The sequence below is a fragment of the Brucella sp. NBRC 113783 genome, from assembly GCF_040372265.1.
Classification (GTDB): domain Bacteria; phylum Pseudomonadota; class Alphaproteobacteria; order Rhizobiales; family Rhizobiaceae; genus Brucella; species Brucella teleogrylli.
This window is the reverse complement of record NZ_BAABRX010000001.1, coordinates 626,981-648,563: the sequence shown is the minus strand read 5'-3', so window position 1 is coordinate 648,563 and position 21,583 is coordinate 626,981. Positions and strand designations below refer to the sequence as shown.

The following is a 21,583-nucleotide window of genomic DNA, read 5'->3' as shown; positions in this document are numbered from 1 at the left end:
ACGCTCAGCCCTCGCGCTTCGGCAGGCGCACCATGAAGGTGGAGCCTTCGCCAAGCTGCGAGCGGACGACGAGGCGTCCGCGATGGCGGGCCAGAATATGCTTGACGATGGCAAGCCCCAACCCGGTGCCCTTCTGCGCCCGGCTGGTTTCCACATCGATGCGGTAGAACCGCTCGGTCAGACGCGGCAGATGTTCGGCAGAGATGCCCGGCCCGAAATCCTGCACCGAAGCCACGACTTCCGGCGCGCTCCCGGTTTCATCCGTCTCCAGCTTGACGATGACTTTCTTGCCGCCCTGCCCATATTTGCAGGCATTTTCGACAAGGTTCTGGAACACCTGTATCAACTCGTCGCGGGCACCCGTGACCAGCACCGGACGATCCGGCAGATTGCGTTCGATGGCCACGCCCAGATTGGCGGCAAGCGGGGTCAGCGTGTCGGTGACATGGTTGATAACAGCCGTCAGGTCGACGCTTTCATTGACCGCCAGATGCGCCCGCATTTCCAGCCGGGACAGAGACAGGAGATCGTCAATCAGACGCGACATGCGCTCGGCCTGCTTCTGCATGATATCGAGAAAGCGGTCGCGGGCGGCAACGTCATTGCGCGCCGGACCCTGCAAGGTTTCGATGAAACCGCGCAAGGAGGCGAGCGGCGTGCGCAATTCATGGCTGGCATTGGCGATAAAGTCGGACCGCATGCGGTCGATGCGGCGCGTCTCGCTCTGATCGCGGAAGATGAGCACGAAGAGTTCGGGCCGCCCGTCCATATCCGGCAGCGCCTTGACCATGGCCTTGTACCAGCGGTCGATTGGCACACGCTCGAAATATTCGATGCTGCGGGGCTCGCCATCGGCAATAACGCCCTGAATGAGCGCATGCATTTCCGGGGCGCGGAAGCGCAGATAGAGCGCCGTTCCGCTTTCCAGCGATTGAAAGGCTTCAAGCGCCGCCGCGTTGGCGAACAGCACCGTGCCGCCATGGTCGAAAACGATCATCGGATCAGTAAGCAGATCGGCCAGCCGCTCGCCGGAAACACCGGCCATTTCGCTGTGGTCTTCGTCCTTGACCGGAGCCGCTTCGGGTTCACCACTACCGACTTCATTCGCGACCCACACCGCCCCCAGCACCACCAGAGCCAGAAGCGCAGCCCGGAACCAGAATGGCAGTTCCAGAGCCATGACGCAGACCGCCAGAACCATGCTGACGATGAGAACGCCTTTTACCCTGCCTAGCGGCGCAAAAATCGACGATTCCTGAACCTGCGCCGTCTGGGCGGTCTTGGCATCCTCGGTATGGCGGTTGTTTTCACTCATTCTTGTCCCTCAGGCGTGCCGAAGATCTGCCCCAAAATCCACAGCGACGTCTTTACGCAACTTCTTATCTGCCCATATCATGGATTGATATAAACGAAAGGGAATTGCCGTGGGTGACAGTTCGAAGACAGCTAACAAAAAGAACGACAAGAAAAGCGATATCCCAGCTATTGATAAGCCGCTGAAGCTGAAAATCGGCGGCGAAACCCGCAAGTTCGATATCAACGATCCCAAGCTTCCCAACTGGATTGACGATCAGGCGCTGCAGTCCGGTGGCTATCCCTATTCATCCCGCATGAAGAGCGATGAATATGAGGCGACGCTCGAACGCCTGCAGATCGAGCTGGTCAAACTGCAATACTGGCTGCAATCGACCGGCGGACGCGTCATCAGCGTCTTTGAAGGGCGCGATGCGGCTGGCAAGGGCGGCACCATCTTCACCATCCGCGAATTCATGAACCCGCGTACCGCGCGCAACGTCGCCCTGCCAAAACCCACCCCCACCGAAAGCGGGCAGTGGTATTTCCAGCGCTATGTGGCGCATTTCCCCACGGCGGGCGAATTCGTCACCTTCGACCGCTCCTGGTATAACCGGGCTGGCGTGGAAGCGGTGATGGGCTTCTGCACTCCTGCGCAGCTTGAAATCTTCCTCACCGAAACGCCCGATTTCGAACGGATGATCGTGACGGACGGCATTCACCTGTTCAAATTCTGGCTCGATATCGGGCAGGAAATGCAGCTGAAACGCTTTCACGAGCGCCGCCACAGCCCGCTCAAGAGCTGGAAATTCTCGCCGATGGATGTGGCCGGTATTTCGCGCTGGGATGATTATTCCGCAGCACTCCACACCATGCTGGAACGCACCGACAGCGGCTATGCGCCATGGACCATCGTGCGCTCCAACGACAAGCGGCGCGCACGACTGGCCGCCATCCGGCGTATCCTTTTGACCCTCCCCTATGACGGACGAGACCTCGACGCCATCGGCCCGGAAGATCAGTCCATTATCGGGCGCGGTTCGGCATTCATCACGCAGTCGACGGCATCCAAGTAAAAAATACTCGGCCTGTGCGGCGTTTTCTCCCAAAGATGTGGTTTGCGCACCAGCTGCCACAGCGCCCGCCAGGCCGAGAGCGAAATCAGCACCCAATAAATCGGTATTCCCGGCAGATAGGCATAACCGCCGCGTTCTGTCGGCTCCATGGTTTTTGCGCCGAGCAGATAGAAGCTGAGATAGGCCAGCAGAATATTCACCACATCCAGTACCAGCAGCCAGAGACTGGCGGGCGTCAGCGGCTGCGCGAGCAGCTTTACGACCAGGACGATCAGCGTCACCAGCATGAACGGATGCAGCAGCGCCGAAGCAATAATGCCAAGCGTATAAATCTGGTTGATCGCAAAGCGCCAGCCGCCAAGCTGGTGCAAGGCCGTGTAAGGGTCGCGGGCATGCACCAGCCATGTCTGTATCCAGCCCTTGATCCAGCGCGTGCGCTGCTTGCGCCAGACAGCGTAATCCTCAGGCGCATCCTCGATGGTGCCTCGACTGATTATGCCGATACTGTAGCCATAGCGCGCCAGACGAATGCCCAGATCGGCATCTTCGGTTACGTTGAAAGCATCCCAGCCGCCGACCTCTTCGAGACACGACCGGCGGAAATGATTGGACGTGCCGCCAAGCGGAATGACCAACCCCCGGCTGGCCAGCCATGGCAGAAGCCCGCGAAACAGTGCCGCATATTCAAAGGCGAACATGCGCGTCAAAAGATTATGCCGGAAATTGCCGATGATCAGCGGCGCCTGCACGCAGGCAAGCTGCCCGCCGTCGCGCCGGAAAGCCTGCCATGCCTCGCGTAACTGGTCGGGATGCGGGCGGTCCTCGGCGTCGAACACCGCAACAATCTCGCCGCGCACAAATTGCAATGCATAGTTCAGTGCATTCGGCTTGGTGCGCGGCCCACCCGGCGGCACGGTAATGACCTCGAAATTCGCAGGCAGAGTGTGGCGCTCTATCGCGGCGCGGGTTTCGACATCGTCTTCTTCGCAGACGAGCTTGATTTCCAGCTTGCTGCGTGGCCAGTGGATCCCGTTGAGCGCGGCAATCAGCTGGCCGATTACCTCTTTTTCCCGATAAAGCGGCACGAGCACGGAATAGACCGGCAACTCACTTTTCTTCAGCGGGAAGAGTTCCACAAAGCACAGACGCCCGCCGCTCGTCACCGCGAACAGCCGGATCAGCACGCAGCCGAAGAAGAACAGCGTCATCAGGACATGGATGGCAAGAAAAGTCTGGAGCGGCCAGTTGATGAGGGCGGCGATCAGCAGATAAAGCGCCATCGCAATGACGAAGGCTTGCCAACTATGCAAGACGCGGGCTGCCGAAAGGGTTTGCGGCGTCATCTGCCGCGCCCGTTCAATCAGCCGCGCGCGGTATCGCCGTCGCAAGATCTGCCTGAGAAGTGTAGGCGTGCAGATGCGGATACGCCTGCGCAGCGACGGATTTGCACGCACATGCTCAAGCAGGCTCCTGATCCGATGCTCCGCCGGCGCAATATAGAGATATGTCGTGCCATCCGGCCCGATGGTCGTGACCTGCGCGACATCGGTGAGCCGCAGCAAGCCCTCTTCATCCGACATGAACACGCGAGACGGCAATATTGCCTGCGTGAACTCCAGCCCCAACAGGTCTGCAATCGCTTCGAAAACCGCAATTTCCGTCATGCCGGGCTGCTGAACAAGTTCGGCGCAGAATGTGGTCCCGTTGCGCACGGCTTCGCTATAAGCCCCGATAAGCGAACATCGTGCAACTCCGCGCCGCTGCAATCTGGCAGATATGGCGCCGCATATCTCCAGATCGAAGCCAATCGATCCGTTATTCATAACGCCCCCCGACGTTCGACAAATATAAATCAGATATATTTATTTTATTGATTTATAATAGTAGAATATAATTATGCACTACTACCTTTCTCTTCGCCTTTTATTGAAATTTTAAAGTAAAAAAATATTATAAAAATGCAACCATTATTTTAAGCGCCATTCACTATGCAACTCTTGCAAGTTGCGCGTTAACGCGAAATTATGCCGAAGCTGATAGGAAGCCTGCCCATGAAACGGTGTCTTTCAAGCTTGATGATTTTAGCTGGCGCGCTGGCGGCGAGCCCGACCGCGTTTGCGCAGACGGCACCGGCTGCTCCGGATTTCCTCAACCAGAGGGAACGCCTGCCCCTGCCTTCGCTGCAACGGCTCACGCGGCTGCGTTTCATTACCACAGTGGATTTTCCGCCGTTCAACACGCTCAACAATCAGGGGCAGCTCTCCGGCTATAATGTCGATCTGGCCAAGGCGCTTTGCCGCCAGCTCGGCATCGAGGATATCTGCCAGATCGAAGCAGCCCCCTGGAACGAGCTGGAAGACCGTGTCCTGAAAAGTGATGCGGAGGCGATCATCGGCGGCTGGCAACCCACCGAAGCGCGGAGGAAGGATTTCGTGTTTTCGCGCAGCTATATGCGCCTGCCCGCCCGCTTCGCGACGCAAAAAAGCAAGAGCTTTAACCAGCCCGCCTCGCTGGCAACACGCGGCAAATCAGTTGGCGTTGTTGCGGGCACCGCGCATGAGCAATTGCTCAAGAGCTATTTCCCACAGGCGCTGGCAAAACCCTATCCGGATCGCGCAGCCATGCTGGCCGACCTGAAAGGCGGCAAGCTCGATAGCGTGTTCGACGACGGCATGGCGCTGTCCTTCTGGCTCAATGATGCCGAAAGCGGCAATTGCTGCGCCCTGACCGATGGCCCCTATCTCGCGCCGCAATATCTGGGAACCGGCCTCAGCATCGCCGTGACGAGCGAGAACGCCGCCATCGCCAGCGCCATCAACAATGCGCTGCAAGCCTTGCAGCAAAAGGGCGTCCTGACCGAATTGTACCTGCGTTATTTCCCGACAAGCTTTTACTGAGCCCGGGTTGAATCAGCCGGATAACACTTTTCGGCCACCCCACGCCCAAATGCGCATTTCAAATGACGGCATTTGCTGCACACGCTCCCCACAGGGGGCCAAACATGCGTGCCATTTTGACGCAGAGCATAGACTCAACGATTTCGGATTTCACAAATTTTTGAAACTTCCGACAGAACAATACTTACAGTAATAAAGTAAAAATGTTTACTATCAAGCACTTTTGGTAAATTTCAGCCGCTAAAAGGTTGATAAAGCGACCGATATCAAGCAGTTACGCGCCGCTTTTACCACAAACATAAGTTTAAATACATCGATTTATTTTGACTTGAAGAAACAACCGCCTGATCCCTAATCTGTCATGGGGAGAAGGAGGATTTATACGATGTTTGATGGCGTTCCCGCACAATGGCACAAAACTCCGGAACAAACCAAACGCTCGCCGAATGAAGCGGCATATGTCTTTCTGGGGATCATGCTGGCAGCATTGACCGTACCGGCGGCGTTTCTCGGCTGGGCACTGTTCCAGAGCATCGGCTCGCTGCTGCACTGAGCGGTTTTCGGGTCAGAACGCAATTCACCCGGCTTGAGGAGACCGGGGCTGCTGTGGCGTGATCTGTAAACCATTGGGGACATCCCGGTGAGGATGTTCGTGAAACAAGATTTTGAGCAAATGAAAAGCCCCGCCGGATAGCGGGGCTTTTGCTTTTTTGGTTTCAGGGCTAGCGGTCAGAGACCGCCGGCCGAGCCATTCGGCGCATCATGGGATGGCGTCTGCTCGATTGCATCATCCTCGTCCTCAGGCTTCTTCGGCGGCTTGCGCGCGATGATGCTGTAGAACATCGGGATGAAGAGCGTCGCAACGAAGGTTGCAACCAGCATACCGCCGATAACGCCCGTACCGATGGAGTGACGGCTGGCCGAGCCTGCGCCCGAGCTGATTGCCAGCGGCACCACGCCGAGAATGAAGGCCAGCGAGGTCATCACGATCGGGCGGAAACGCAGGCGTGCCGCAGACAATGCCGCATCGAAGGCGGATTTGCCCGTCTCGCGTTCCAGCACGGCAAATTCCACGATCAGGATCGCATTCTTTGCCGCAAGACCGATGAGTGTCACCAGACCGATCTGGAAATAGACGTCATTGGTCAGTCCGCGCAGATGGGTGGCCAAAAGCGCGCCGAAGATTGCGAAAGGCACCGCCGTGATAACGGCAAGCGGCAGGCTCCAGCGCTCATACTGGGCAGCCAGGATGAGGAACACCATCAGAAGACCGAAAATCATGGCCTGCGTGCCGGTGCCGCTGGTCGTGACTTCCTGATAGGCGGAACCCGTCCACGCGATCTGGAAGCCCTGCGGCAACACTTCCGCCGCCACTTCCTGCATCGCCTTGATGGCGTCGCCCGAGGTGTAGCCCGGCGCCGGGTTGCCGGTGACCTTTGCAGCGTTGAACGCGTTGAAACGTTCGAGCTGGTCGGGACCGACGATGCGTTTGACGGTCACAAGAGCACTCAGCGGAATCATGCTGCCGGAGTCGGCGCGCACGAACACGTGTTTCAGATCGCTTGGATCGCGGCGGAACTCTGCCTCGGATTGCAGATTGACCTGATAGTTACGACCAAACAGCGTGAAATCGTTGACATAGACACTGCCGAAGGTCGCCTGCATGGCGGTGAACACCGAGTTGATCGGCACGCCCATCGCCTTGGCCTTTTCGCGGTCAAGCTGGATGTCGTATTGCGGAACATTCGGATCGAATGTCGTGCGTACACCTGCAAGCTCGGGCCGCTTGGCGGCTGCATCAGTGAGCAGCTTCGTGGCATTGGTCAGCGATTCCACACCACCGCCGGTACGGTCCTGAACATAAAGTTCGAAACCGCCGGTCGTGCTGAGGCCGAGGATCGGCGGCGGGTTGAAGGCCAGCACAAGGCCGTCCTTGATCCCCGCATTCATGCCCATGATGGCGCCCGGCAGGTTGCGCGCGTCGAGATCCGGCGTCGTGCGTTCCTTCCAGTCCTTAAGCATGATGAACATGGTGCCCGCACTGGTCTTCAGACCGCCCGACAAGAGGTCGAAACCCGAAACGGCAAACACGTTTTCCACGGCTGGATGCTTGCGGATATTTTCGCTCGCCTGATTGAGAACCGCCGTCGTACGTTCCAGCGAGGCGGCCGGAGGCAGGATGGCGACACTGAACAGGAAGCCCTGATCTTCATCCGGCAGAAGCGAACTTGGAACCTTCTGGAACAGGAAATACGTGCTGCCCAGAAGACCTGCAAAGATCAAAAGGCCGATGGCAACGCGCTTGAGGAAGAAGCGAACGCCCGCCGTATAACCTTCCGTAACCCGGTCGAAGAATCGGTTGAAGATGCGGAACGGCAGGATCGGCTCATGATGTCCCGGCTTCAGGATCAGCGCGCAGAGCGCCGGTGTCAGGGTCAGCGCCACAGTACCGGACAGCACCACCGAGATCGCGATGGTGACGGCGAACTGCTTGTACATTTCACCGACGAGACCGCCCATGAAGGCAACCGGAATGAACACCGCGCAAAGCACGAGAACAATCGCGATAACCGGCCCCGTCACTTCGCCCATGGCCTTGATGGCGGCCTTGCGCGGCGAGAGCTTCTCGGTCGTCATGATACGTTCGACGTTTTCAAGCACCACGATGGCGTCGTCCACGACGATACCGATGGCAAGAACCAGACCGAACAGGGTCAGAAGGTTGATCGAGAAGCCCAGCACATACATGCCCGCAAATGTACCGATGATCGAGATCGGCACCGCGATAACGGGAATAAGCGTTGCGCGCCAGTTTTGCAGGAAGATGAACACCACGAGGACAACGAGGATAATAGCCTCGATGAAGGTGTGGATGACTTCCTCGACCGAAACCTTAATGAACTTGGTCGTGTCGAACGGGATGGAATAATTGATGCCCGCCGGGAAGCTGGCCTTCAGCTCATCCATACGGTTCTGGATGAGTTCCATCGTGTTGAGCGCGTTTGCGCCCGGCTGCAGATAGATCGCAATCGGAACGGCGGGCGTTCCATTGAGATTACTATCGACGAGATAGCTTTCGGTGCCAAGTTCCACGCGCGCCACGTCTTTCAGACGCAACGTCGCCGCATTGGGGCTGGACCGCAGAATGATGTTTTCGAAGGCCTTTGTATCCGGCAGACGGCCCTGCGTCGTCGCCGTATAGGTGAACGGACCGGCCTGCGGATCAGGCTGATCGCCGAAGCGACCTGCAGCAAACTGCGCGTTCTGTTCCTGAATGGCGGTCTGAACGTCGGATGGCGTCAGATTATACTGCGCGAGCTTGTCCGGGCGCAGCCAGATACGCATCGAATAATCGATATTGCCGAGCAGTTGCACATCGCCCACGCCCGACAGACGCTTCAGATCGTCGATGACGTTCAAAAGCGCATAGTTACCGACATAGGTACGGTCATAGCGTCCCTCTTCCGCGAACATGGCGACCATGCCCAGAATGGTGGTGGAACGCTTGTCCACGGTCACGCCGAGACGCTGCACTTCCTGCGGAAGCGAAGAGGTCGCGCGCTGAACGCGGTTGTTGACGTTGATCGTGGCCTGATCCGGGTCGGTGCCCAGCGCGAAGGTCACAGTCAGCTGCATGGTGCCGCTGCCAAGGCTCGAGGACTGCATGTAAAGCATGTTCTCGACGCCGTTGATCTGCTGCTCCAGCGGCGCGGCGACGGTTTGCGTCACCGTTTCCGCGCTTGCACCCGGATAGGTCGCGGTGACCACCACCTGCGGCGGTGTCAGCTCCGGATATTGGGCGATCGGCAGGATGCGGATGCAGATAAGCCCCGCAAGCACAAGCACAATGGATATGACCGCCGCGAAAACGGGGCGGTCTACGAAAAACTTATTCATTTGCTGCCTGCCGCCTGTTCCTTGCCAGCTTCAGCCGACGATGCTTCCTTGTTGCCGGCAGCCGCCGCCTCGACAGGCTGCACCTTGGCGCCCGGATGCGCCTTGATGACGCCTTCGGTCACAATGCGGTCACCTTCCTTGAGGCCATCGGAAATCAGCCATTCGTCGGCGAGTTCACGCGCGACCGTGACCGGGCGCACTTCCACGACATCGTCCTTGTTCACGACATAGACGAATTGCAGCTGCGGACCCTGCATCAGGGCAGCCTTCGGGATCGTCACGGCGTCTTTCACCTGAATGCCGAGAATGACGGCGCGCACGAACTGACCGGGGATCAGGCGGCGATCCGGGTTCTGGACCACGGCGCGGGCGCCGAGCGTTCCGGTTTCCGTATCGAGCGACGACGAGGTGAAGTCGATCGTGCCTTCATGGTCATAAGCCTGTCCGTCACCGAACAGGATCTTGATCTTGAGACGGTCGGCATCCTCGCCCGTCGCGCCGCGTTCGGCGCGCAGCCGCTGGATTTCAGCGGCTTCCGTGTCGGTGAACGAGAAATTCACATAGACCGGATCAAGCTGCGTGATCGAGGTCAAAAGGCTCGATGTCGCGTCGGTGCCGATAAGGCTGCCCTCGGACACCTGTTCCTGGCTGGTAATGCCGCTGATCGGCGCGGTCACCTTGGTATAGCTCAGATTGAGTTCGGCAGTGCGCAACTGCGCCTGCGCGGCGGCGACAGCGGCCTTGTTCAGATCGCGGGTCGCGAAGGCCGTATCGCGGACTGCCGTGCTCTGCACCTTCTGCTGGACCAGTTGTTCGGCGCGCTCGGCATCGCGGATGGACTGCTGATACTGCGCCTGCGCCTGCGCAACCTGAGCCTGCGCTTTTTCAAGCTCGGCCTGATAGGGCGCCGGATCGATTTCGAACAGCACTTCGCCGGCCTTCACCTCGGTGCCTTCGACGAAGTTGCGGTGCAGGAGAATGCCGCCGACGCGGGCGCGAACCTGCACGTTACGATAGGCGCTGATGCGCGCTGCATATTCATAGGTAACGGGCACGTCGTGCGGTCTGATCGTCACGACAGAAACCTGCGCAGGCGGTGCGCCTGCGGGTGCCTGTGCAAAAACAGGCTGCCCTGCAAAAACAAGAAAAGCGGCTCCCGCCGCAAAAAGCCGGATAGAACGATGGATGGTCATGATGGGTGTTGCCCTTGCTGTCGCCCCGGTGGTGCCCATGAGGTGCGGCCAATTAAACATACATATCTGTTTGTAAACACGATTTGCGATGCTATAGTCAATAAGCTCAAAGGTAGATCACGAATGATTTATCCACGGTACAGCCGAAAAAGCAAGGAAATCCAGTCTTTTCCGGCAGATTGAGACAAATATGCGCCGAACCAAAGCCGAAGCCGCCGAAACGCGGGAAGCCATACTGATCGCTGCCGAGCAGATGTTTCTGGAACGCGGAGTTAATCAGTCATCGCTGATGGAAATCGCGTCCCATGCAGGCGTGACCCGTGGCGCGATCTATTTCCACTTTCACGACAAGCTGGACATATTTCAGGCCATCATCGGACAGGCGCGCTTTCCACAAGAAGAGATCATGCTGCAGGCGGCGAGCGTCAATCATCCGAACCCGCTCAATGTGCTCGAACAATCCATTGTTTCGGCGCTGGAACTGTTCGTGACGAATGAGCGCCAGCAGGTCATTTTCACCATCATCAACCAGCGCTGCGAATATGTGGGCGAAATGGCCCCGGTGGTGGAGCGCATCAAGGAAGCCCGCGACAATGTGCTGTCGCTTTTCACCGGACTTCTGGACGTTGCGGAACGGCGCGGCGAGCTGTCGCCGGAATGGACAGCCAGCACCGCGGCTCCGATCCTGCTCGCCATTGTCAGCGGACTGCTGAACGAATGGCTGCGCAGCGAAAAGAATTTCGATCTGGTGGCGGGCGGCAGCAGGGCTGTGAGGACACATATCCAGTCGCTTCGCCGGAACGACTGAGATCGGTCAGACACGGTAAAGCTACGCTCCGGTTCTCAAAATTTGCATTTCCGCCAGCACAGCCCGCACCCCCTGACACCGAGATCAGGCCATTATCCAGTGTTTGCTAAAGTTTTTCAGGAAGACTCGACAGCTTATTATTTTACGTTTACGTCAATGTAAGCCTTGCGAAGAAGTGGAAACTCGACCACATTATTCTGGAGGGAGCTGACCGGGAGGACGGGCCAGCTTGGGAGATGGGCGGATGACGTTCCGCTGGAAGACATTCCGAAAACTGTGAAATGGCTTTCGGATGCGATGTGCACGAACAAACGATCAGAGCGCCGGTCCGGTGATGGGATCGCAGGCGCTCCAGCTGCAACGGACGGAGCGATCCGGGGAGAAAAAATGGCGAAAAAAGCGACAGGGCAAAGTGCATCTGCAACCGAAACCGTCATGGCGCAGCAGGCCAAGCCTGCACCCGGACAGTTGAACCGCTACTGGCTGCAATCCTATCCGGCTGGCGTTCCCCATGAGTTCGAGCTGAACCGCGCCATGTCCATTGGTGACATGATCGCTACCGCCTGCCGTCAGTTTCCCGGCAATCCTGCCTTCACCTGCATGGGCAAGGACCTGACCTTTAAAGAGCTCGACGAGAATGCGCGGGCGCTCGCCGCATTCCTGCAATCGCGCGGACTGGTCAAGGGCGACCGTGTCGCCATCATGATGCCGAATGTGCTGCAATATCCCATCGCGATCGCCGCCGTCCTGCGCGCGGGCTTCGTCGTGGTGAATGTCAATCCGCTCTATACGCCGCGCGAATTGGAACACCAGCTCAATGATTCCGGCGCCAAGGCGCTGATCGTGCTGGAGAATTTCGCTGCGACCGTTGAAAAGACCCTGCCCGCCGTCAAGCTGTCGACCATCATCGTGGCCTCCATGGGCGATATGCTGGGGCTCAAGGGCCACATCGTCAATCTGGTGGTGCGCAAGGTCAAGAAGATGGTTCCGGCCTGGAACCTTCCCGGCCATGTCAGCTTCAAGGATGCTCTGGCGCAAGGCAGGTCGAAGTCGTTCAATCCGGTTCCCGTCGAAGGTTCGGACCTCGCCTTTCTGCAATATACCGGCGGCACGACCGGCATTTCCAAGGGGGCGATGCTCACCCACAGCAATATTCTCGCCAATGTCGAGCAGATGGAACTGTGGAATGAGGTGGCCTTCCGCATCAAGGGCAGGCCGAAAGCGCTGAACTTTGTCTGCGCGCTGCCGCTCTATCACATCTTCGCGCTGACCGTGAATGCGATTTACGGCATGAAACTTGGCGCGCGCAACATCCTGATCCCCAATCCGCGTGACATTCCGGGCTTCGTTAAGGAACTGAAGAAATATCCGTTCCATATCTTCCCCGGCCTCAACACGCTGTTCAACGGGCTGATGAACAATCCCGATTTCCAGACGCTGGATTTCAAGCCGATGATCCTGACGCTTGGCGGCGGCATGGCCGTGCAGCGCCCGGTGGCCGAACGCTGGCATGACATGACCGGTTGCCTGATCACCGAAGGCTATGGCCTGTCGGAAACCTCGCCGGTCGCCAGCGCCAACGCGCTGGACGCGACCGAATTCAGCGGCACCATCGGCCTGCCGATGCCTTCGACCGAAATTGCCATCCGCGACGATGACGGCAATGATCTTCCGCTCGGCGAAGTCGGCGAAATCTGCGTGCGCGGCCCGCAGGTCATGAAAGGCTACTGGAACCGTCCCGACGAAACCGCCCGCGCCATCATGCCGGACGGATTTTTCCGCACCGGCGACATGGGCTTCATGGACGAGCGCGGCTATACGAAGATTGTCGACCGCAAGAAGGACATGATCCTCGTCTCCGGCTTCAACGTCTATCCGAACGAGATCGAGGAAGTCGCAGCAGGCCATCCGAGCATTGTGGAATCAGCCGCCATCGGCGTTCCCAACGAGCATTCCGGCGAAGTGGTGAAGCTTTATGTGGTGCGCCGCGATCCGAACCTGACGGCAGACGAGGTCAAGGCCTTCTGTGCCGAACGGCTGACCAATTACAAGCGCCCGCGCGAAATCGAGTTCCGCGAAAGCCTGCCGAAGAGCAATGTGGGTAAAATCCTGCGCCGCGAATTGCGCGACTGATCGCAAAAATCAACAGCCGGGGTTTTCTCCCCGGCTTTTCTCTTTAGAGAGGTCCCGGGTAAAATGGAATCGGGCAACCGCTATCTATTTGTTTTTACGCATTATCCCACGCTAAAGCGCTACGCACTTTTGCTGGAAATGCTCTAGATCAGGCCGATGGCGGGGCAAGCGGCTGCACGATTTCCTGAAAAGGTGCGAGCGCCTCGCAGCGCCCGGCGAGTGTCGCCAGCGCCGGATATTTCTCGACGTCGACGAGATGCCCATGGGCCTCGCCAACAAACCGCAGCGCACAGGCAACCGCGATATCCGCGTGCCCGATATCGTTACCGAACCAGAACGGCGAACCGCGCGCGGAAAAGTCCTGCTCCAGAACGTCGAGCACACGCCCGATCTGTGTTTCGCACCGCTCCACCCAGACTGGTGACTGTTCCTTGCGCAAAAGCCCCTCATAGAGAAGGCTCACCGCCTTGTCGGCAAGCCCCGTGGCCAGCGCGCAAATCTTTAACGCCTGACGCCGTTCAATGCCGTGACCAGCGATCAGCGGTTTTCCCGCCTCGGCAATCTCATCGAGATAATCGAGGATCGCCGCACTTTCGATCAGCACATCGCCATCGTCGAGCAACAAGGTCGGCACACGGCTGAGCGGATTATAATCCGCCAGTCGGTCACGGTCGCCAAATGTAGACCACGGCCAATGCTCGAATGGCAGGCCATACAGGCGCATGGCGATTGCAACACGTCGGACGAAGGGTGAATCATATTGGCCGATAAGGATCATGGACTTAAGCTCGGATGAGGTTGTAATCCGGCCATGCTACCGCAGGACCCCGCTTCCGCAAGGGTCACTGCGATGAATTCTTCTGAACGAAAGATCAGAAAACGGAAAGCTTTACGGTATGGCTTTCAGCAGTTGCGGCAGACCGGCAATGGACTGAAGCACCACATCGGCATGCGGTTCCAGCGCCTCACGCGGGCTGTTGCCCGACAGGACGCCGATGGCCAGTCCCGCATCCGCCGCATGCGCTGTTTCGAGATCGTGCAGATTATCGCCCACCATGGCGATTTCACGCGGCTGAAGCCCCAGCTTCTCTGCGAAATGCAGCAATGGATCGGGAAAGGGTTTTGGGCGCGCTGCCGTGTCATAACCGATGATCACTTCAAAGAAGCCCTCAATGCCGAGCGCCCTGGCCGTCGCATGGGCGCCCGCCTCGGAATCATTCGTCGCAATGCCAAGCCGATAGCCCATGGCGCGCAGCGCTTCCAGCGTTTCGCGCAGGCCTTCGATGGCGACCGCCGAACGCGCGCCCTCCGCCACCGCATAGCGGTCATATTCGCCGATCAGGCTGCGCCGGTCAGCGTCGTCCAGTTCCGGATGCCAGAGCGAGACGATGTCTTCCACCGTTCCCGCAGCAATCACCGAATTGGCGCGAAAACGCTTTGCCGTCCAGTCATAGCCACCGGCATCAAGCAGGGAGCGCGCATGCGGCTCGTCGCCCTTTCCCAAACACTGGGCAGAACGCTGCGCCAGTGTCCACGAAACCGAAAACCATGTGCGGTCGAAATCGATCAGTGTGCCGTCCTTATCGAAAAGAACGGCACGGATGTTTTTCAGGCGGTCGGCAAAGGGCGTCGCACTCATGCTTCGAGTGCGCCCGCACGCTTCTTGACGGAAGACGGCTTGGCACCGAGCAGTTTCAGGAGATCGTCGCCACGGCGCACATAACGCAGCGAGCGGCGCGTCAGGATGCGACCGGCCTGCGGCGCGGTCATGACGATGTCGTGTTCCGGTTCGCCCGGCACGGTGACAATCGTGACGAGCTTCGCGCCTGCTTCCACCTGATCGCCCGGCTCGACATGGAAGAACACCATGCCGCCTTGCGGTGCGCGGACCATTTCGACGTTCGAAAGCGGCGATATGAGGCCCTTATAGTCGAGGTCGAGCTTGACGCTCTCGTCGCGGATGACGCCGCGATGCACGAGAAACTTATAAAGACCTTCCGCATCGCCCTTGCCCATATCGGCGTAAACATCGGTCAGGCCGCGGAATTCCACCGTGGTCACGGCGCGGCGCTTCATATCGCGCTTGTCTTTCGGCAGTTGCAGAACGGGATGCGCGCAGGCTTCCTCAAAAGCAGCGTCAGCTGTGGTGTCCCATGCAAGGATCGCTGTGGAATTGAGCGCGACCGCCAGATCCTTCATGTCCTCCACGAATTCCTCCGCGATATAGACATAATTTTCGCTCTCGTCGTCGCAATGCAGGTCAAGCACGATATCGTTCGGCAATGCGAGCTTGAGAAGCGTCGCCTTGAGCCGCTTGGCCAAAGCTTCCGGCGCATCGGGACCGGGCAGTTCCGAGGTATCGAAATCCGGCAGCAGCGGGAATGCGCGATTGAAGTTCACCGCCGAGAACATCTCGAAACGGCCCTGATGCTGATAGGCCAGCCACTGGTTGGAACCCACCGGATTGGCCTGTGGCACCACGGTGATGTTGCCCAGAATGCGGCCTTCTTCGCCAGCCTTTTTCAGCATCGGGATGAGAAAATGAAGTGCGGCCTGACCCGGCAGCTCCGAACCATGCAGCGAGGATTGCAGATAGGCTGTCGGCGCATCGCCACCCTTGCCTGCAAAGCGCAGCACACGCAGTTCGATGGCATTGCCCGGTACGTCGCCCGCAAATTCGATGATCTCAGTCTTCATTTCACATCCATTTCATTTTCATACGAATGAAGCCGGGTCTGGTACAACAAACCCGGCTCCACATTATTTCTATTACGCAGGATTATGCCGTCAAGCTTTGCGTCGTGCGTGCAGATGCGCGACAAGACCTTGCGTGGAGGCGTCGCGGGTGCCTGCCGTCTCCTTGCCGGAAACCACCGGCAGCAATTCGGTGGCCAGTTCCTTGCCCAGTTCCACGCCCCACTGATCGAAGGCATTGATGCCGAAAATCTGCGCTTCCACGAACACACGGTGTTCATAAAGCGCGACGAGGCGACCCAGCGCATAAGGATCGAGCTTGTCGTGCACCAGCGTCAGCGACGGGCGGTTACCGGAGAAAACACGGTGCGGCGCGATCCGCTCGACTTCGCTTTCCGGCAGCTTCTTCGCCTGCAACTGGGCGCGGGCTTCGTCGAGCGTGCGACCCTTCATCAGTGCTTCCGACTGCGCAAGGCAGTTGGCCAAAAGCATTTCATGCTGATGATCGAGTTCCGGTTCGTGCCCTTTGGCGGCCACGATGAATTCCAGCGGGATCGTATCGGTGCCCTGATGCAGAAGCTGGAAGAAAGCGTGCTGGCCGTTGGTGCCGGGCTCGCCCCAGACAACCGGACCGGTCGGGCCGGAAACCGGCTTGCCGTCCACAGTCACACTCTTGCCGTTCGATTCCATGTCGAGCTGCTGGAAATAGGCCGCAAGGCGCGAAAGGCGCTGATCGTAGGGGATGATCGCGCGGCTGCCATAGCCGCAAATCGCTCGGTGCCAGTAGCCGATCAGGCCGAGCCACAGGGGCAGGTTCTTGTCCATCGGCGCATCGCGGAAATGCACATCCATGGCATGGGCACCGGCGAGGAACTTGCGGAAATTTTCGGGACCGACAGCGATCATCACCGGCAGACCAATCGCCGACCATACCGAATAGCGACCGCCGACCCAGTCCCAGAAACCGAAGACGCGCTCTTCGGCAATGCCGAAGGCCGCAACCTTGTCGAGCGCCGTCGACACGGCAGCGAAATGCGCGCCGACCGCCGCCTCGCCCAGCGCATCGGCTATCCATTTGCGCGCCGTCTGCGCATTGGTCATGGTTTCGATGGTGGTGAAGGTCTTCGAGGCGATGATGATCAGCGTCGTCGCCGGATCGAGCGGAGCCAGCGTGTCGGCAATATGTGCGCCATCGATGTTGGACACGAAATGAGCGCGCGGACCATCGTGATAAGGCGCCAGCGCCAGCGTCGCCATGACCGGGCCGAGATCGGAACCGCCAATGCCGATATTGACGATATCGGTGATCTTCTTGCCCGTCGAACCCTTTAGCGCGCCGGAACGGATGCCGTCAGCAAAGGCCGCCATGCGATCCAGAACCTGCTTCACATCCGGCAGCACATTGTGGCCGTCAACGAGCACTTCCTTCGACGATGTGTCGCGCAAGGCCACATGCAGCACGGCGCGGTCTTCGGTATTGTTGATATGTTCGCCTGCGAACATGGCAGCGCGGCGGCCTTCCACGTCTGCGGCCAGCGCCAGCTCTTTCAGAAGCCCAATGGTCTCGTCATTGACCCGACATTTCGACCAGTCGAACAAGAGATCGTCCAGCGACAGCGAATAACGCTCGAACCGGCCCGGATCGGATTGAAATGCCGCGCGCATGTCGTGCGGGGCTTTCTCCGTCCAGTGCTTTTTCAGCTTAGCGACCGTTGCTTCAAGCTTCGTCGCGTCTCTTGCCATGATGCTACTCCCGAATCAAATCGATTTAATTCCGCATATTAGGGCAGTTTAAGAAAGTTTGTGGCAATTAAATCACCGAAACTTCCTATTTGGATAGATTGCCATATACATCTTATCAATCAAATTACATTGATAGCAGCACGCGTCTGGAGCAAAGCATGGACCTGACAGGTGAAGAACGCATAGCAGCGCCAAGACAGGCGGTTTGGGATGCGCTGAACGACATCGAGACGCTGAAAGACTGCATTCCCGGCTGCGAGGATATCGAGCGTCTGTCGCCAACCGAAATCCGCGCTGCGTTGAAAGTCAATCTCGGCATTGTCAAAGTCCGGTTCCACGGCATGCTGGAATTGTCCAACATGAACCCGCCAGCCTCCTATACGATTTCCGGCCATGGCGAGGGTTCTATTGCCGGTTTTGCGCATGGCGTGACCGACGTGATGCTGACCGAAGATGGCGACGAAACAATCCTGTCTTATACCATACGCGGCGATGCGGGCGGCAAGATTGCCCAGCTCGGCACCAAGCTGCTCGGTTCTGTCGCGCGCAAAGTGGCCGACCGCTTCTTCGCCAATATTGCCGAAGCTGCATCCGAAGCCTCTGCGAGAACAGCATAATTTCAAACCATCTATCTGCCTTGAAAAGCGGTGCCTCGCATCGCCTATTTCTTGACAGTTTTTGAGCGCCGCATTTCCGAACGCAAAACCGTTTCACACTTTTGCTGGCAATGCTCGGGAATCATAAATTGACCAGATGATAAAAAATTTGACCTTCCGAAAAAATCTGTCATCCTAACCATAACCGGAGCAAGCAACAGCAAGATTGCAGCCTGGACATGAGCGGCATTGCGCAAAGGGAACCCGCATGTCGCATGGAGCACCAAGGCGTCCGCAAGGGCGCACAAAGGTCGCTCCGAAGCATTTCTACGCATCGTGATTTCCAAAGGTCGATCCGGACTTTTGGGCCAATACTGTAGATAAAGATGGGAGATGCGATCCATGAATCCTTCCACGAGGGGATCCGCAGGCAGTTCATCCATTGATGCAGAAACGGGCCACACGCCTGACATTCACGGCGCGCGCCTTGCCGCCGGTGAATATGCGCATGTGTTCGACGATCTGCATCCGCCGCTGACGCGGCACGAAGCCATTGTCGAATCCGACCGCTGCTATTTCTGCTATGACGCGCCCTGCATGAATGCCTGCCCGACGGGCATCGACATTCCGCTGTTCATCCGGCAGATCAATGCGGGCAATCCGGTCGGTGCGGCCAAGACAATCCTGAGCGAAAACATTCTGGGCGGCATGTGCGCCCGCGTCTGCCCGACGGAGACGCTCTGCGAAGAAGTCTGCGTGCGCGAAACGGCAGAGGGCAAGCCGGTCAAGATCGGCAATCTGCAACGCTATGCCACCGATGTTCTGATGGCCGAAGGCAAGCAGCCCTTCAAGCGTGGAGCGGAAACCGGCAAGCATATTGCCGTGGTGGGCGCTGGTCCCGCCGGTCTTTCGGCAGCGCATCGTCTGGCCATGAAGGGCCATCAGGTCACCGTGTTCGAGGCGCGGCCGAAGGGCGGCGGTCTCAACGAATATGGTATTGCGGCCTATAAGACCGTCAATAATTTCGCCCAGCGCGAACTGGAATTCGTGCTGGAAATCGGCGGCATCACGATCGAATACAACCAGACGCTCGGTCAGGACATCACCATCGAAGCGCTGAAAGCGGGCCATGATGCGGTGTTCCTCGGCATGGGGCTGCCAGGCGTGAACGATCTTGGCCTTGCCGGCGAAGATGCGCCCAATGTGCTCGACGCGGTCGATTACATCGCCAATCTGCGTCAGGCCAAGGACCTCTCCGCCCTCCCCGTCGGGCGCAATGTGGTCGTCATCGGCGGCGGCATGACGGCCATCGACGTCGCCATCCAGACCAAGAAGCTCGGCGCGGAAAATGTTACCGTCGTCTATCGGCGCGGTCAGGAAAGCATGAATGCCAGCGCCTACGAGCAGGAACTGGCGCAGATCCATGGCGTCGTCATCCGGCACTGGCTGCAACCCCATGCGCTGGAACGCAGCGGCGACGGCACCGTCCATGCGGTGACCTTTGAATATACCGGCAATCAGGACGGCAAGCTGGTCGGCATGGGCGAATATTTGACGCTGGAAGCTGATCAGGTCTTCAAGGCTATCGGCCAGACATTCGATCCAGAACCGCTGCGCGGCTCCGGTATCGGCATGGCCAAGGGCCGGATCAGCGCAGATGCGGAAGGCCGAACCACGGTTGAAGGCATATGGGCGGGGGGCGACTGCGTTGCAGGCGGCAAGGACCTGACGGTCGCATCGGTAGAGGCGGGCAAGATTGCCGCTGAATCGATCCATGCCACGCTGACGCGGCGTCCGCAGGCCGTGGAAGGCTTTGCGGAAGCCGTGCTTTCCGGCGGGGCACATCACGCGAGCGCATCCGCACGGGACAGAAACATCCCATCCGATCATTGGGCAACGACCCAGCTTGGCAACGAGCAAGGCTGAGGAGGTTCAGGACATGGCTGATCTTTCAACGAATTTTCTCGGAATCAAATCGCCCAATCCGTTCTGGCTGGCTTCGGCCCCGCCGACCGACAAGGCCTATAATGTCGAGCGCGCCTTCAAGGCGGGCTGGGGCGGCGTTGTCTGGAAGACGCTCGGCGCGGAAGGCCCACCAGTGGTCAATGTCAACGGCCCGCGTTACGGCGCCATCCACGGCGCCGACCGGCGGCTGCTCGGCCTCAACAATATCGAGCTGATCACCGACCGTCCGCTGGAGGTCAATCTGCGCGAGATGAAAGAGGTCAAGATGCGCTGGCCCGACCGCGCGCTCATCGCCTCGATCATGGTGCCTTGCGAGGAGGAAGCCTGGAAGGCGATCCTGCCTCTGGTCGAGGAAACCGGCGCGGATGGCATCGAGCTGAACTTCGGCTGCCCGCATGGCATGAGCGAACGCGGCATGGGTGCTGCTGTCGGTCAGGTGCCGGAATATGTCGCCATGGTCGTCAAATGGTGCAAGCAATATAGCCGCATGCCGGTGATCACCAAGCTGACGCCCAATATCACCGATATTCGAAAGCCCGCGCGCGGCGCGCATGCGGCGGGTACGGATGCCGTGTCGCTGATCAACACGATCAACTCCATCGTCTCGGTCGATCTCGACCGCATGTCGCCGGTGCCCTCCATTGACGGTCGCGGCAGCCATGGCGGCTATTGCGGCCCGGCGGTAAAGCCCATTGCGCTCAACATGGTGGCGGAAATCGCCCGAGATCCCGAAACCCACGGCCTGCCGATTTCAGGCATTGGCGGCATCACGACATGGCGCGACGCAGCCGAGTTCATCGCGCTCGGCTGCGGCACGGTGCAGGTCTGCACGGCGGCCATGACCTACGGCTTCAAGGTCGTGCAGGAAATGATCGACGGCCTGTCGGACTGGATGGATTCGAAAGGCTATGAAACGCTCGACGATTTCCGCGGCATGGCCGTACCGCAGGTTACCGACTGGCAGTATCTGAACCTGAACTATGTCACCAAGGCGCGCATCGATCAGGATCTCTGCATCAAATGTGGTCGCTGTCACATCGCCTGCGAGGACACCTCGCATCAGGCGATCACCAATCTCGTCAATGGCGCGCGCCATTTCGAGGTGATCGACGAGGAATGCGTCGGCTGCAATCTCTGCGTCAATGTCTGCCCGGTCGAGAACTGCATCACCATGGAGCAGATCGGCGGCGTCGATCCACGCACCAAGGCGCCGATCATGCCTGATTACGCCAACTGGACCACCCATCCGAACAATCCGATGGCGGTCAAGGAAGCGGCTGAATAAACG

Annotated in this window: 16 protein-coding genes; 8 read left to right on the top strand and 8 right to left on the bottom strand. The window is 58.6% G+C overall.

Annotated features, from left to right (window positions below; genetic code table 11):
- Positions 1 to 4: 4 nt before the first annotated feature.
- The gene (locus ABWW11_RS02960) at positions 5 to 1,315 is read right to left on the bottom strand and encodes an ATP-binding protein (protein ID WP_109368335.1); all 1,311 of its coding nucleotides are present in this window, start codon (positions 1,313 to 1,315) and stop codon (positions 5 to 7) included.
- A gap of 109 nt (positions 1,316 to 1,424) precedes the next feature.
- Between ABWW11_RS02960 and ppk2 the strand changes: the two genes are divergently transcribed.
- On the top strand, positions 1,425 to 2,369 hold the full coding sequence (gene ppk2 / locus ABWW11_RS02955) for a polyphosphate kinase 2 (protein ID WP_109368334.1): 945 nt from the start codon (positions 1,425 to 1,427) through the stop codon (positions 2,367 to 2,369).
- Here ppk2 and ABWW11_RS02950 read toward each other — a convergent pair.
- Positions 2,312 to 4,192, bottom strand: a complete 1,881-nt coding sequence (locus ABWW11_RS02950; protein ID WP_109368333.1) for a glycosyltransferase — start codon at positions 4,190 to 4,192, stop codon at positions 2,312 to 2,314. The genes ppk2 and ABWW11_RS02950 overlap by 58 nt on opposite strands.
- A 228-nt stretch (positions 4,193 to 4,420) precedes the next feature.
- Here ABWW11_RS02950 and ABWW11_RS02945 point away from each other — a divergent pair, with 228 nt between their 5' ends.
- Both ABWW11_RS02945 and ABWW11_RS02940 read left to right on the top strand, forming a co-directional pair.
- On the top strand, positions 4,421 to 5,266 hold the full coding sequence (locus ABWW11_RS02945) for a transporter substrate-binding domain-containing protein (protein WP_109368332.1): 846 nt from the start codon (positions 4,421 to 4,423) through the stop codon (positions 5,264 to 5,266).
- A 385-nt stretch (positions 5,267 to 5,651) separates the two neighbouring features.
- Entirely contained in the window at positions 5,652 to 5,819 is a 168-nt protein-coding gene (locus tag ABWW11_RS02940) for a hypothetical protein (protein WP_167836049.1), read from the top strand.
- 176 nt (positions 5,820 to 5,995) lie between these two features.
- Here ABWW11_RS02940 and ABWW11_RS02935 read toward each other — a convergent pair whose 3' ends face one another.
- Complete coding sequence (locus ABWW11_RS02935) at positions 5,996 to 9,163, bottom strand: efflux RND transporter permease subunit (RefSeq protein WP_109368331.1); 3,168 nt, start codon at positions 9,161 to 9,163, stop codon at positions 5,996 to 5,998.
- Positions 9,160 to 10,356: an efflux RND transporter periplasmic adaptor subunit gene (locus ABWW11_RS02930; protein ID WP_109368330.1), complete on the bottom strand. Its 1,197-nt coding sequence runs from the start codon at positions 10,354 to 10,356 to the stop codon at positions 9,160 to 9,162. The genes ABWW11_RS02935 and ABWW11_RS02930 overlap by 4 nt, the downstream gene beginning before the upstream one ends.
- 190 nt (positions 10,357 to 10,546) lie before the next feature.
- Between ABWW11_RS02930 and ABWW11_RS02925 the strand changes: the two genes are divergently transcribed.
- Both ABWW11_RS02925 and ABWW11_RS02920 read left to right on the top strand, forming a co-directional pair.
- Positions 10,547 to 11,164, top strand: a complete 618-nt coding sequence (locus tag ABWW11_RS02925) for a TetR family transcriptional regulator (RefSeq protein ID WP_109368329.1) — start codon at positions 10,547 to 10,549, stop codon at positions 11,162 to 11,164.
- Positions 11,165 to 11,551: 387 nt separating this feature from the next.
- Positions 11,552 to 13,297: a long-chain fatty acid--CoA ligase gene (locus ABWW11_RS02920; protein WP_109368328.1), complete on the top strand. Its 1,746-nt coding sequence runs from the start codon at positions 11,552 to 11,554 to the stop codon at positions 13,295 to 13,297.
- Between the two features lie 148 nt (positions 13,298 to 13,445).
- Here the strand turns inward: ABWW11_RS02920 and ABWW11_RS02915 are convergent, their stop codons facing one another.
- From ABWW11_RS02915 to pgi, 4 genes are all read right to left on the bottom strand, one after another.
- Complete coding sequence (locus ABWW11_RS02915; protein ID WP_109368327.1) at positions 13,446 to 14,075, bottom strand: glutathione S-transferase family protein; 630 nt, start codon at positions 14,073 to 14,075, stop codon at positions 13,446 to 13,448.
- A 111-nt stretch (positions 14,076 to 14,186) separates the two neighbouring features.
- Positions 14,187 to 14,936, bottom strand: a complete 750-nt coding sequence (locus ABWW11_RS02910) for an HAD family hydrolase (RefSeq protein ID WP_109368326.1) — start codon at positions 14,934 to 14,936, stop codon at positions 14,187 to 14,189.
- Entirely contained in the window at positions 14,933 to 15,994 is a 1,062-nt protein-coding gene (locus tag ABWW11_RS02905) for a succinylglutamate desuccinylase/aspartoacylase family protein (protein ID WP_109370161.1), read from the bottom strand. The genes ABWW11_RS02910 and ABWW11_RS02905 overlap by 4 nt, the downstream gene beginning before the upstream one ends.
- Positions 15,995 to 16,084: 90 nt before the next feature.
- The gene (pgi, locus tag ABWW11_RS02900; protein WP_109368325.1) at positions 16,085 to 17,734 is read right to left on the bottom strand and encodes a glucose-6-phosphate isomerase; all 1,650 of its coding nucleotides are present in this window, start codon (positions 17,732 to 17,734) and stop codon (positions 16,085 to 16,087) included.
- A 158-nt stretch (positions 17,735 to 17,892) separates the two neighbouring features.
- Between pgi and ABWW11_RS02895 the strand changes: the two genes are divergently transcribed.
- The 3 genes from ABWW11_RS02895 to preA all read left to right on the top strand — a co-directional run bounded on the left by ABWW11_RS02895 (position 17,893) and on the right by preA (position 21,580).
- On the top strand, positions 17,893 to 18,351 hold the full coding sequence (locus ABWW11_RS02895; RefSeq protein WP_109368324.1) for an SRPBCC family protein: 459 nt from the start codon (positions 17,893 to 17,895) through the stop codon (positions 18,349 to 18,351).
- 381 nt (positions 18,352 to 18,732) lie between these two features.
- Entirely contained in the window at positions 18,733 to 20,256 is a 1,524-nt protein-coding gene (locus ABWW11_RS02890) for an NAD(P)-dependent oxidoreductase (protein WP_371831109.1), read from the top strand.
- A 13-nt stretch (positions 20,257 to 20,269) separates the two neighbouring features.
- Positions 20,270 to 21,580, top strand: coding sequence for an NAD-dependent dihydropyrimidine dehydrogenase subunit PreA (gene preA, locus ABWW11_RS02885; RefSeq protein ID WP_109368322.1), 1,311 nt, complete (start codon positions 20,270 to 20,272; stop codon positions 21,578 to 21,580).
- Positions 21,581 to 21,583 lie beyond the last annotated feature (3 nt).